Annotated in this window: 13 protein-coding genes; 1 reads left to right on the top strand and 12 read right to left on the bottom strand. The window is 53.8% G+C overall.

Annotated elements, in window-relative coordinates; all coding sequences use genetic code 11:
- Positions 1-145: 145 nt before the first annotated feature.
- Positions 146-358: a hypothetical protein gene (locus tag QZ170_RS02555; protein ID WP_297176624.1), complete on the bottom strand. Its 213-nt coding sequence runs from the start codon at positions 356-358 to the stop codon at positions 146-148.
- Positions 359-968: 610 nt separating this feature from the next.
- Between QZ170_RS02555 and QZ170_RS02550 the strand changes: the two genes are divergently transcribed.
- Positions 969-2096, top strand: coding sequence for a hypothetical protein (locus QZ170_RS02550; RefSeq protein ID WP_297176621.1), 1128 nt, complete (start codon positions 969-971; stop codon positions 2094-2096).
- Between the two features lie 122 nt (positions 2097-2218).
- Here QZ170_RS02550 and QZ170_RS02545 read toward each other — a convergent pair whose 3' ends face one another.
- The 11 genes from QZ170_RS02545 to QZ170_RS02495 form a co-directional block, all read right to left on the bottom strand.
- A complete protein-coding gene (locus QZ170_RS02545) occupies positions 2219-3706 on the bottom strand; it encodes a DUF1266 domain-containing protein (protein WP_297176618.1) in 1488 nt (495 codons plus the stop codon).
- A gap of 54 nt (positions 3707-3760) precedes the next feature.
- Positions 3761-5071, bottom strand: a complete 1311-nt coding sequence (gene der / locus QZ170_RS02540) for a ribosome biogenesis GTPase Der (RefSeq protein ID WP_297176615.1) — start codon at positions 5069-5071, stop codon at positions 3761-3763.
- Positions 5072-5109: 38 nt separating this feature from the next.
- A complete protein-coding gene (era, locus tag QZ170_RS02535; protein WP_297176612.1) occupies positions 5110-6015 on the bottom strand; it encodes a GTPase Era in 906 nt (301 codons plus the stop codon).
- 89 nt (positions 6016-6104) lie between these two features.
- A complete protein-coding gene (locus QZ170_RS02530; RefSeq protein ID WP_297176609.1) occupies positions 6105-7106 on the bottom strand; it encodes a beta-ketoacyl-ACP synthase III in 1002 nt (333 codons plus the stop codon).
- Between the two features lie 136 nt (positions 7107-7242).
- Positions 7243-7422 (bottom strand): 50S ribosomal protein L32, encoded by a 180-nt coding sequence (rpmF, locus tag QZ170_RS02525; RefSeq protein ID WP_297176606.1) that lies wholly within the window; start codon positions 7420-7422, stop codon positions 7243-7245.
- Between the two features lie 23 nt (positions 7423-7445).
- Complete coding sequence (locus QZ170_RS02520; RefSeq protein ID WP_297176603.1) at positions 7446-7991, bottom strand: DUF177 domain-containing protein; 546 nt, start codon at positions 7989-7991, stop codon at positions 7446-7448.
- A gap of 106 nt (positions 7992-8097) precedes the next feature.
- The gene (locus QZ170_RS02515; protein WP_297176600.1) at positions 8098-8970 is read right to left on the bottom strand and encodes a VanW family protein; all 873 of its coding nucleotides are present in this window, start codon (positions 8968-8970) and stop codon (positions 8098-8100) included.
- A gap of 14 nt (positions 8971-8984) precedes the next feature.
- Positions 8985-9593 (bottom strand): hypothetical protein, encoded by a 609-nt coding sequence (locus QZ170_RS02510; RefSeq protein WP_297176597.1) that lies wholly within the window; start codon positions 9591-9593, stop codon positions 8985-8987.
- Between the two features lie 292 nt (positions 9594-9885).
- Positions 9886-10494: a hypothetical protein gene (locus QZ170_RS02505; RefSeq protein ID WP_297176594.1), complete on the bottom strand. Its 609-nt coding sequence runs from the start codon at positions 10492-10494 to the stop codon at positions 9886-9888.
- A 202-nt stretch (positions 10495-10696) separates the two neighbouring features.
- A complete protein-coding gene (locus QZ170_RS02500; protein WP_297176591.1) occupies positions 10697-11200 on the bottom strand; it encodes a hypothetical protein in 504 nt (167 codons plus the stop codon).
- A 274-nt stretch (positions 11201-11474) separates the two neighbouring features.
- Positions 11475-12002, bottom strand: coding sequence for a hypothetical protein (locus QZ170_RS02495; protein ID WP_297176588.1), 528 nt, complete (start codon positions 12000-12002; stop codon positions 11475-11477).
- Between the last annotated feature and the right edge of the window lie 270 nt (positions 12003-12272).

The raw sequence follows: 12272 nt of genomic DNA, 5'->3' as shown, positions 1-12272 counted from the left end.
GTAGTGCGTATGTAAGGTTAAATGAAGAGGGAGGACAACCATCTTGCAAATTATCCTCCCCCTTTAGAATCTACTGTTAGTAGGTAGCCTTGACTATCCGAAGGCAGGGGATACCTAATCTAGGTATATATCGGTGTGGTAGAGACTACATCACCTCTATTCCCCCAGCTTCTTTTTGACAATCCTGCTTCTCCAGCATTAGAGCCAGCTCTATAAGAGCCCAATACTTGTCCTCGTTAGACCCTTCATACAGGTCTGTGTCAGTCCAAGTGACCGTGCCATGAGGGGCAGTAATCTTGACGAGCTTTGCTTTTGCTATGAAGCAAGAGACACTTCCTAGTAGTAGGAAGCGTGTCATGCTGAGAATTTATTCTCTCAAGTTGTAGTTGTTAGTGTTACGATGACGGGCTCGCTTCGTCCATCTTCCACAAACATAAAAGAAAGTATCGGGAAAAGCAAATACGGCACATCACGTTGTACCTCCGCACACTCCACCGTATAGGTATACAAGACCAGAGATAAAAGGCTATCGATAGACAACGAGTAATGGAGCAGCCAGAGACACCTCTCTATATCTATGGTAAGCCCCTCATCTCGAACGAAGTATAGGAGGCTCAGCATTGGCTCAAAAGAGCTCCCAGTAGCGAGCCTCTCATCACCTTACATAGGTGACGAGGACGTTCATATAATGTTCGCTCTTGCGCTCTCGGTAAGAGCGGTCTCGTCACCTATGTAAGGTGATTAGGGCGTTCATACCGAGAGCGTGAGTGTGCTCTCGGTAAGAGCGTTTTGTTCCTCTCGGGATGACTGATAAAGAGACTGTTAGGAGTGTATGGATACCCACTCCACATGCCTCCAGCTGATGACGCTACGGGCAGGACGGGCGGGGGGCTTTGCTAGGGATTAAGTACCTTTGCGCCCCAGGAGGAGAGACACTCCCCCATTTACCCCAATACTATAGTTACAGAATGAAATCACATCTGTCTCCCCGAGTGCCTGCACTCCTCGTCCTCGCTCTTATCCTCACCGCAGGCCTCACATTCACCTCCTGCCGAAGCAAGACGAACGAGGACCTCGACCGAGCACGTCAGGAGCAGCTTCGCAAGCAACAAGAGGAAGAAGCACGGAAGAAGCGCGAAGAGGAAGCCCTACGAGCTAACAGCATCATCACCGACGGCGTCGTGAAGAAGATCAAGCTCGCCGCCTTCTTCAACCTACGATTTGGGATCAATCCCCCCTACAGCCTCGGCTTCCTCCCAGCAGAGCCCACCGTAGGCTCAGGACACCTACAAGAGCAGCCCGAGTACCTCTATATCTCTATCCCTCGGACCCTCAAGGGGCAAGAGATCGACCTCGCTCCTGCCGACCCCACCACCAGCCCCTGGACTATACAGCTACGTGAGGATGCCTCATCTAAGGAGAAGACCTTCGGGAAAAATGGTGAGAGCCGTGCCAAGAAGGGAAGTACCCTCACACTCACGGTCGAGAACGAGTGGATCAACACCTTCAAGGTCAAGCTACACCTCGTCTATGACGATGCCACAGGGAAGACCCACACCATAGACCTCAACTACCTAGGTAGCTGCGCTGTCGGGGGACAAGGCTTCCTCCCCTTCGATGACCTGAGGGAATACAAGCTGGTAGAGCCCCAGAAGCTGGCCTATGACGCCACCCACGTCAAGACCGCCTTCGTCTCCAAGCTCGCCAAGAGCAAGAAGCTCACCGAGCTCCTGCTCCTACCCGCAGCTCCCAACGATGCCGACTACGAGAAGCTCACCGAAGCTCTCTACATACGTCTGCCAGAGAACCTCCTCGGCACAGAGATCCCCCTCACCGTAGAGAACACAAAGGAGCAGGCCAAGGAACTAGGATGGGCCATCAGCTTCATCAAGGAAGGGGAGAAGAGGGAGTTCTTTGGCAACCCACTCCTACCCAAGCTCCTCGAGGGGAGCAAGCTCCGTGTCGATGCCCTCGGCGGCGACAAGTATCGAGTTAGCGGGACACTCATCTTCCCCCACACGACAAGTCTCTACACCCTCACCTGCGACTACGGAGGCACCTTCACCGAAGTACCCCACGTAGCGAAGCTGAAGTAACCTAAGGGATCGTCCCCCGACACCACAGGGGATAGAGCCCCAAGCATCAGAAAAGACTAAGCCCCCTGAGCCTACGAGAGGCTCAGGGGGCTTAGTCCTTTATTGTCTAGTTATAAAAGTCGCTAGGAGAGCTTTGCGATAAGGCCGTCAAAGAGGGTACGCAGTGCTGCGAGGTCGTCGGCGAGTGCTGTATCGATCTCCTCTTGGGACATGACGAGAAGCTCCCCGAGCTTAGTCGTGCCGATATGCTCGGGCTGGAAGGTAAGATCAGCAAACTTGCGCCCCCCGAGCTTACACTCGATGAGCCCTGCACCCGAAGCGCGGAAACTAAAGGTAGCTTCCCGCCACTCGATCTGCTCTAGTCGGGAGAAGAAGAGCGCACGACGTCGGATGCGGTAGATCCGCTTATTGGTGAAGATATGACGGGCTGCATACATGAAGGGGATCTCGTCTGCCTCGAAGGTAAGCCCGACCCTACGAGCCCACTTATGCACCCTATACCAAAAGATCCCTGTATCGCCCCCATCGTCCAGAGGGAAGATGATCTCCCGCACCACGGGATCCTCGCCGATATAGTAGTTGAGTCCTAAGCGAACGAGCGGATGACCGACCAGCTCGGCAGCTAGGAGTAGGGCTCGCCCCTCGATCTCTGGGTCAAAGCCATTCTTGCGGAAGTAGCGATTACGAAGCTCCACACTAGCTCTCGCCTCCTCATCGAGCTTTGCCTCTGCCTGTAGATCCACATAGGGCAGGAGCAGGGTGCGAAGAGCCTCCATATCACTATCCTCCCACAGCCCAAAGGAGGTCAGGGGATGCGCAGGTGAGGTCACGAGCCCATAGACCGAGCTCAGATATTCATTACCCGAAATGATAGTATCCCCCTTGACCGCCTGCTCCTCCACAGACCAGAGCTTACCTGCGACGGCACTTGCCCAGAAGGTAACCCAAGAGCCAAAGACCCGCTCTGCATGCCCCCCGACGTGCTCTAGGAGCTCACCTAGGAGCTCCTCGTCGATATAGCCTAGATCCCCCGAGGAGGTAATGATCTCGACCATACGAGAGTAGTCGAAGCCCAGGACAAAGAGCCCATCCGTGGCCTCCAGTAGTGCCCGGTGCTTAGCAAAGAAAGCAAGGTGACGCTTGCCTAGGCGACTTTTATCCGAGAGGAGCTCACGGAGCTTGTTGCCGACTCTCACGACGAGCGGTGTGGCATCAGGGCGATCGGAGAGGACGGGTACCACACCCTCGTGGAAGCGCTCTATCGTCTGGCGAATGACCACCGACGAGCCATAGTGCTCTAGCGCCCAAGCCTGGACAGCCTCGTCGGTCAGGCTATCCCCATACTGGAGGTACATGGCGAAGAGGATCTGCGCTGCAGGGTAATAGATATAGCTATCCTCCTCGAGACTCTGTAGCATCTCCATGAGGGTATCCTGATTGCGTATATCATAGTTCTTCTTCAGGATAGCAGCTAGCTCCTCACGGTTCTTAACCGAGAAGTAGAGGTTCGTCTCTAGCAGGGTGAAGCGAAGGATATCCTTGGAGACCTTAGCCCGATGGATAGATAGGGCACAGTAGGCACTAGCTAGGAGTGTGTATTTGCTTTGCATGTCGATGTAAGTAGGGTTAGAGGATAAACGAGAAGAGAGAAATAGCCACGAGGGCTACTTCTCTCTGATGAAGATATTGATAGGCGTACCGGAGAAGTCCCAGTGTGCTCGTATCTGGTTCTCGAGGAAACGTTTGTAGGGCTCCTTGACCCACTGCGGGAGGTTGGCAAAGAAGGCAAAGCTAGGCACGGCAGTGGGGAGCTGCATGACGTACTTGATCTTGATGTACTTACCCTTGGTAGCAGGGGGCGGAGTAGCCTCGATGATGGGCAGCATGACCTCGTTGAGCTGATGCGTAGGGATACGCTTGCTACGACGCTCGTAGACCTGCTGTACCTCCTCCAGTACCTTGAAGATACGCTGCTTCGTCAGTGCTGAGATGAAGATGATGGGGAAGTCGGTGAAGGGGGCTAGACGCTCTCGGATAGCACGCTCAAAGGTCTTGATGACCTGCGTACTCTTGTCCTCTACGAGATCCCACTTATTGACACAGACGATGAGCCCCTTGCTATTCTTCTGGATGATGGAGAATATATTGAGGTCCTGGCTCTCTATCCCACGTGTGGCATCGAGCATGAGGACACAGACATCTGCACTCTCGATAGCTCGGATAGAGCGAATGACGGAGTAGTACTCTAGGTCTTCGTTCACCTTGCCACGCTTGCGGATACCTGCGGTATCGACGAGGTAGAAGTTCATCCCGAACTTCGTGTAGTGCGTGTAGATGGAGTCACGTGTCGTACCAGCGACGTTGGTCACTATGTTGCGTTCCTCTCCAATGAAGGCATTGACGAGGGAGGACTTACCTGCATTGGGGCGTCCCACAATGGCGATACGTGGAGCATCTAGTGGTTCATCGACGAAGGTACCCTCGGGGAGCTCCTTGATGATGGCATCTAGGAGGTCACCCGTACCACTACCACTGATAGCAGAGATGGGCATAGGATCACCGAGACCGAAGGCGTAGAACTCGGCAGCCTCGTAGTGCTGAGCGTAGTTGTCAGCCTTGTTGGCGACGAGTAGGACGGGCTTCTTGGATCTACGGAGCTTGGCAGCCACCTCATCATCGAGGTCGGTGATACCATTCTCCACGTCTACGACGAAGAGGATGACATCGGCCTCCTCCATAGCGATCTCGACCTGCTTATTGATCTCGCCCTCGAAGACATCCTCACTACCGACGACCCAGCCCCCTGTATCCACTACAGAGAATTCTCGGTCGAGCCAAGAGACCTTGCCATACTGCCTGTCACGTGTCGTGCCTGCCTCCTCACTGACTATAGCCCCACGGGTCTGGGTCAGGCGATTGAAGAGGGTGGACTTGCCCACATTGGGACGTCCGACGATTGCTACTAGATGACTCATAATGCTGTTGTTCGTATTATTGGGGTGTAGCTACACTTCTAGTCTAGGCGGTAGCCATAGGCACGTAGGAGGTTGTCTCTATTGCGCCAGTCCTTCTCGACCTTGACAAAGATCTCGAGGAAGATCTTCTTCTCAAAGAAACGCTCCATATCTCGGCGGGCCATCGTGCCTACCTTCTTCAGAGCAGCGCCCTTATGCCCGATGATGATCCCCTTTTGGCTGTCACGCTCGGCGATGATGAGCGCCTGGATGTGGATACGATCGTCTTCTTCCTTGAAGGACTCTACTACGACCTCCACCGAGTAGGGGATCTCCTTCTGGTAGTAGAGGAGCACCTTCTCTCGGATGATCTCTGTCACGAAGAAGCGTGCAGGACGATCGGTCAAAGCATCCTTATCAAAGTAAGGAGGAGAGGGAGGAATAAGCGACTCAATGCGACGACGCAGAGGCTCTACATTGAAGTTATTGAGTGCCGATAGAGGGATGATCTCTGCATTAGGTAGCTCCTCATGCCAGCGATCAACGAGGGAGACCAGAGCCTCCTGAGTCGTGAGATCGACCTTGTTGATGATGAGGATCAGAGGGCACTTCACCCCTCGTACACGCTCTAGGAAGAACTCATTCTTGTCCGCTGTCTCCACCGTGTCGGTGACATAGAGCAGGACATCAGCGTCGCCTAGGGCAGACTCGGAGAACTCCAGCATACTCTCCTGGAGCTTGTAGTTCGGACGTAGCACACCGGGCGTATCGCTATATACGATCTGTAGCTCAGGGGTATTGACGATCCCCATGATGCGGTGTCGTGTGGTCTGAGCCTTGGAGGTGATGATGGAGACACGCTCTCCCACGAGGAGGTTCATCAGGGTAGACTTCCCGACATTGGGATTGCCTACGATATTGACGAAGCCCGAGCGGTGCTGGGGACTTGGTGATACTTCGCTCATCCGAGTGCTAAGTGAGGGGTAGGATAGAAAAGAGAGACCTTGCCTGCCCGCACACAGTGGGGGACAGGCAAGGTCTCCTAGAGAGTAACTTAGTTCTTAGGATCGTAAGCCCACTTGACGTAGACAGCACCCCAAGTGAAGCCTGCCCCGAAGGAAGTGAGGATGAGATTATCGCCCTTGTGGAGCTGCTTCTCAAATTCCCACAGGCAGATAGGAATAGTAGCCGAGCTGGTGTTGCCTCGGTACTCGATATTGATCATCACACGATCCATAGGCACCTGCATCTCACGTGCTACGGCATCGATGATACGAAGGTTGGCTTGATGAGGTACTACCCAGGCGATATCGTCGTAGCTAAGACCATTGCGCTCCATCACGAGGTGGCAGCTGGCGGACATCCCCTTGACAGCCTGCTTGAAGACTGCAGCACCCTCCTGATAGACGTAGTGCATCCGTGCATCTACGGTCTCGTGCGAGGGAGGACAAGCCGAGCCGCCGGCCTTCATGATGAGGTTGCTCTTCCCTACCCCATCGGTACGGAAGTAAGCATCCAGCACTCCCATGTGCTCCTCGGTGGGCTCAAGCAGGACACAGCCTGCACCATCACCGAAGAGAGGGCAAGTAGCTCGGTCTGTATAGTCCGTGACGGCCGACATCTTCTCCGCAGATACGACGAGCACACGCTTGTAGCGGCCCGAGCGGATATAGTTCGCTCCAGCCTCTAGGGCGTAGATGAAGCTAGGGCAGGCAGACTGAAGGTCGAAGGTGAAGGCATTCACACAGCCAGTCTCATGGGCTACGATCGAGGAGGTCGTGGGGAAGTGGTAGTCAGGGGTATTAGTGGCGAGGATAATACCATCGATCGTCGCTGGATCGATGTTATTACGCTGGAAGAGATCCTTGACCGCCTGGATACCCAGATACGAAGCCCCCTTGGTGGGGTCCTTCAGGATACGGCGTTCGCGTATCCCTACACGGGTCATGATCCACTCATCATTCGTATCGACCATCTTCTCGAGGTCGGCATTAGTCAGCTTATCTTCGGGGAGATAACCTCCTACAGCCGTAATAGCTGCGTTGATGACACTCATAGTTTTTATTTCTGATATACTTCTTTTGTATCGAAGAGCTTGAAGCCCCTTCGCGTCTGTAAAAATATCGGGTACGAAGATACGAAAAAAGCCCCAAAGGTCTCTTTGGGGCTCTCTTCGTCTGTCAGACTACGTACTACTGTGCCTGCTCCAGAGCTAGCTTGCCACGGTAGTAGCCACACTCACCACAGACGGTGTGGTAGATGTGCCATGCGCCGCAATTAGCGCACTTAGCAAGCGTAGGCATAGCTGCCTTGTCGTGGGTACGACGCTTAGCGGTACGTGTCTTGGACTGTCTTCTTTTAGGATGTGCCATAAATCTATTTTTGTTTTGAATTACTAATCTCTCTTTAACGCCTTGAGGGCTGCCCAGCGCTCATCTATCCCATCCTCATCTCGGGTGATAGTCTCACCCTCGCTCCCCTCTACGAGCTCTGCGGGCTCTACTCGGTGGATGATCTGTAGCATCGCATCATCGCACTGCCCATCCTCATGCAGACGCTGCACGGGGAGCGACAGGACGATATCCTCATACATCAGCCACTCCAGATCCAGTACGCCATCCTGCTCGGCGACGACGAGGATCTCGTCGCTCTCCTCCAGATACTCTTGTCCAAACTTCACGACGAGCTCTCTATCCGTAGCCACCTCTATCTCTAGGGGATCTAGGCACCGGTCACAGGTCGTCTCTACCACCCCATCGTAGCTGAAGGCGAGGCTAAAGACATCTCCCGTACGGCGAAGGTCTAGGTGTACCTCCACCCTACCGCCCGTGATACCATTAGCGTCAATACTCTGGAAGTATCTATCGTCCAGGAGCCATGAATACTCGTGATCCCCGGCCGTGAGTGTCCTTAGATTGAGCTTATACTGGTCGGTATGCATCGGATATACTCTTGCTGGTAGCGTAAAAATCTTCGCAAAGATACACAAAAGACCCCATACCTACAAGATAAGTATAGGGTCTTAAGCTAAAGTCGTTAAGATCTCTTCAATGCACTCCCTCCGGCTCCCCCGTCTCCGTCCCCGCTGAGGTCGTAGGCACCTCTACCCCATAGGGCGGGCTGAGGATCGGGCTGTACATCATGATCGCGTGGTTCTCTACTAGGAGCTGCTCCCGCTCCATCCCATCGGGATAGGTGGTGATGCGCACGATCCTATTGTGGCGTGTGTAGCCACCCCACATCTGCTGGACCACCCGATGGTCTCGCTCCTCTACTCGATAGCGACAGAGGTGCTCCCCCTCGGTACTCAGACGACCCCAGAGGTAGGTATCGTCCATCCAGAGCTCGAGGTAGAAGGGCTGATCCGTGTCGTTGCGAAAGCGGAAGTCTATATAGTTATAGGAGAGGGTCGCTCCCGCCCCGAAGGGTACCGAGCGGTGGACATCGGGGAAGACGTCGAAGGTGTGGCGGTGACGCTCCGTGATGGTAAGCGGGCTATGTGCCACGAGCCAAAAGAGCAAGTTACCTAGCTGACAAAGCCCCCCTCCGATCCCCTTGCGGATCTGCCCCTGATGCAGCACCAAGCCCTCCAGATAGCCCTTAGCCTTAGAGGTGCGCCCGACGCTACGCCATACCGAGCAAGTCTCTCCGGGGCAGATACGCATCCCGTCTAGGTGAGCGATCGCTAGACGAAGATTGGTACGCTTATTCTCCTGCAGGTACATATCCACATCCTTCAGTGGGCGAAGGATCAGCGAATGATGCTCCATGAGGGGGTAGAGCTTCTCCTGTGGCGGTGCCAGACGTGCCCAGCGTGCCCCCGAGGCGAGGTCCTCCACCTTGCGTCGGAGGATATAGTACTCCCGCCCGAGACGTCGCCTTAGGTCTCCCCGGATGAGTGGTTGGTCGATGTAGTCCATATGTGATCGTGTCTCTAAGACTTTTTGTGATGGAAGGAGAGGAGCGCGCCATCAGTAGCCCTCATACTCAAGACGCCGTCCTTCACCTTGATGTCATTACCGAGGTCTTCGAAAGCAGATGCCCCGAAGCTCTCACGCATACCCTCCTTGACACTCTCCTCCATCTCCTTCTTGATCTTTTCGTAGGCCTCTTGGATAGCCTGTTCATCTTTATCCTTGGCCTCCTCTCGGAGGAGATCGAGGCATGCCTTACCATTGATGAGGTATTCGAGGAGCTCGACTCGGGCAGCAGCCTGATCGAGTGTGAAGGAAAGTCTCCCGCCGAGTATGCTGTAGGTAAGAGGTTCGGCAAAGGCAAGGCGTAGGTCGATCACCATACCATCCATCTTTGAGGTCATGGTGTACTCTAGGTTGAGGACGCCCTGTTTCTCATCGTTGAATACGAAGTTATAGGAATGGAACTTTACCCGCCCATTTGTGATCCGCTCTAGCGCCTTTAGGGTGCTGGGATCCCCCACCCACTCCCCGAGGATATCCTTGCGGAGCGAGGAGTCGTTGCACGAGCCTAGCCCCACAAGGGCTAGGAGCAAGCATAGGATGCCTGCGAGACTAAGTCGTTTCATTGTGCTCTAGTAGTTTTAGTGTTCGTAGCGTGTATCCTTGTCCTCCTGTAGGGGTATATCTATAGATCCTCCAGCGAGCGAAGGGTCTACGAAGGACACCCCGTGAGGGAGACAGAGCCTCTCTCATAGTGGGACGAGACCTACGAAGCATAGCACAGAGGTGGGCCTCTCAGCCTTAGGGGCTAAGGCTACGACACCCCTACCTGCGACGTCGCCTCATCCCTCTTAGGATGAGGGGCTAGCCTGTAGGGTCTATCCGCTATCAGTAGGTATCTCGATGAAGTCGTAGCAGCTAGGACTTTTTGCGGTGGAAAGAGAGAAGTACTTGATCCTCATCCTTCATCGTCATGATGCCGTCCTTCACCTTGAGGTCATTACCGAAGGCTTCACCTCCAGCTTCCACAAAGCCTTCGAGCATACCCTCCTTGACACTCTCTTCCATCTCCCTCTTCATTTTCTCGTAGGTATCTTGGATGAACTGCTCTTCTTTGCCCTCGGCTGCTTCACGGAGCACCTCGATGCATTCCTTGCCATTGATTAGGTATTCGAGAATCTCTGCCCGAGTAGCAGCCTGATCGAACTTGAAGGTAAGTCTCCCCCCAAGTATCTTGTAGGTGATTGGTGCTACAAAGGCAAGGCGCAGGGTCATCTCCTCTCCATCCACCTTGGTGCTGACGGTGTACTCAAAGTTGAGGACGCCCTTTGTCTCATCGCTGAAAGTGAAGTCAAAGGAATGGAACTTAGCCTCCCCATCTGTCATCTTCTCTAGCGCCTTTAGGGTGCTAGGGTCACCTACCCACTCCCCGAGGATCTCCTTGCGGAGTGAGGAGTCGTTACAAGAGCTGAGCCCTACGAGGGCTAGGAGCAAGCATAGGATGCTTGCAAGACTGAGTCGTTTCATTGTTCTCTAGTAGTTTAGTGTTCGTAGTGCGTATAGTTATTCTCCCGTAGGGATCTCCTGTGTAGACGCTCCGTGGAGCGAAGGGGCTACGAAGGATACCCATGAGGAGAGAGCGTTGTACTTGCTTGGGGGGAGCGGGGTGCGCCGAGTACCCCCCCGAGGCGAGGGGCTGGCCGGGGTGGCTCCCACGTCGGCAGGTGCCCTAGGGTGCTGTAGCCCCCGGGGACTTCTTGCGCTGGAAGGTGAGGGGGGTATTTCCCCCTCGCTTGAGCGTCAGGATATCGTCCTTCACCCTGGCGTCATAGTTATAGGTGATCTCCAGAGGGGTATCGATCTGTCTGCGGACGTCTTCCCTTACTAGCTCTTTTAGCTGCTCCGTTACTGTATTGTAGGCACTTTGGAGGGCAGCTTCACCTTCCCCCTCAACATCCCGGGCAACTACATCTTTATAATTCTTGCCGTTGATAAGACATTCAAGGATCTCGACTTGGACAGAATCCTTATCAAACCTGAAGGAAAGCCCATCACCATAGACATTGTAGATAATCGGAACCTCGATAGCTACACGTAGGTACACCACCTCTTCCTCCTCCCGCAAAGTGAGCGTTTTCCCAACCTTGATCCAACCTCGGCTCCCGCCACCAAATGTCCAGTCCAAGGAGTAAACCTTCGTTTGTCCTCCTCCCATCCATTCTAGGTTCTTCAAGATCTTAGGATCACCTACCCACTCCCCGAGGATATCCTTGCGAAGTGTGGATTCACCACAAGAGCTGAGCCCCACAAGGGCTAGGAGAAAACATAGGATACTTACAAGGCTTAGTCGCTTCATTGCTTCCAGATAGCTTATTTATTGTTCGTAGAGTGTATAGTTATTCTCCGGTGAGGAGGTAGTGTTGCCCCCGCGAAGGGGGGCGAGGGGTGCCGAGTGCTTCCCACTAGGCGAGGGGCTGGCTGGTGCGCCCCCTCGCCGGTAGGTGCCCCTAGGGTGCTGTAGCCCCCTGGGGCTTCTTGCGCTGGAAGGTGAGGGCGATTCTTCCCCCTTGCTTGAGTGTCAGGATATCGTCCTTCACCCTAGCGTCATAACTATAGATAACCTCCATAGGGGTATCGGAGGGGATATCATCCATAGGGGTGATCTGCCTGCGAATATCTTCCTTTACTAACTCTTTTAGCTGCTCCGTCACTGTATCGCAGGCACTTTGGAGGGTAGCTTTACCTTCCCCCTTAACACTCTGGGCAACTACATCTTTATAATTCTCTCCGTTGATAAGGCATTCAAGGATCTCGACCTGGATAGAATCCTTATCTAACCTGAAGGAAAGGCCACCATCATGGACGTTGTATATAATCGGAGTGACGATAGATACGTTTAGGTACGCTTCATCTCCCTCCTCCCGCAAAGTGAGCGTTTTCCCCGCCTTGATCCAACCTCGATTCCCGCTACCAAACGTCCAGTCAAGGGCATAAACCGTCGTTTGTTCCCCTCCCATCCATTCTAGGTTCTTCAAGATCTTAGGATCAGCCACCCACTCTCCGAGGATATCCTGGGGGAGTGAGGAGTCGTTACAAGAGACGAGCCTCATGAGGGCTAGGATAGAGCATAGGATACCTACGAGACTGAGCCGTTTCATTGCTTCCTGATAGATTATTTAGCGTTCATAAACGAGGTCGTGTCTACAAAGGTAGCGAACTTTCACTGATACACTTTAATAGAGAGGCGAGCTACTTATACTCAGACTATACCTGCTACATGATAGAGCTATACCTGCTACGGGATG

It is taken from the genome of uncultured Porphyromonas sp. (assembly GCF_905372525.1).
Classification (GTDB): domain Bacteria; phylum Bacteroidota; class Bacteroidia; order Bacteroidales; family Porphyromonadaceae; genus Porphyromonas.
Note: the sequence above shows the minus strand (reverse complement) of the source record. Positions and strands in the feature narration are given on the sequence as shown.

Bases quoted from the DNA above. Each gene is read 5' to 3' on its own strand.
- QZ170_RS02555 (WP_297176624.1), bottom strand. From the start codon at position 358: ATGACACGCTTCCTACTACTAGGAAGTGTCTCTTGCTTCATAGCAAAA.
- QZ170_RS02550 (WP_297176621.1), top strand. From the start codon at position 969: ATGAAATCACATCTGTCTCCCCGAGTGCCTGCACTCCTCGTCCTCGCT.
- QZ170_RS02545 (WP_297176618.1), bottom strand. From the start codon at position 3,706: ATGCAAAGCAAATACACACTCCTAGCTAGTGCCTACTGTGCCCTATCT.
- der (WP_297176615.1), bottom strand. From the start codon at position 5,071: ATGAGTCATCTAGTAGCAATCGTCGGACGTCCCAATGTGGGCAAGTCC.
- era (WP_297176612.1), bottom strand. From the start codon at position 6,015: ATGAGCGAAGTATCACCAAGTCCCCAGCACCGCTCGGGCTTCGTCAAT.
- QZ170_RS02530 (WP_297176609.1), bottom strand. From the start codon at position 7,106: ATGAGTGTCATCAACGCAGCTATTACGGCTGTAGGAGGTTATCTCCCC.
- rpmF (WP_297176606.1), bottom strand. From the start codon at position 7,422: ATGGCACATCCTAAAAGAAGACAGTCCAAGACACGTACCGCTAAGCGT.
- QZ170_RS02520 (WP_297176603.1), bottom strand. From the start codon at position 7,991: ATGCATACCGACCAGTATAAGCTCAATCTAAGGACACTCACGGCCGGG.
- QZ170_RS02515 (WP_297176600.1), bottom strand. From the start codon at position 8,970: ATGGACTACATCGACCAACCACTCATCCGGGGAGACCTAAGGCGACGT.
- QZ170_RS02510 (WP_297176597.1), bottom strand. From the start codon at position 9,593: ATGAAACGACTTAGTCTCGCAGGCATCCTATGCTTGCTCCTAGCCCTT.
- QZ170_RS02505 (WP_297176594.1), bottom strand. From the start codon at position 10,494: ATGAAACGACTCAGTCTTGCAAGCATCCTATGCTTGCTCCTAGCCCTC.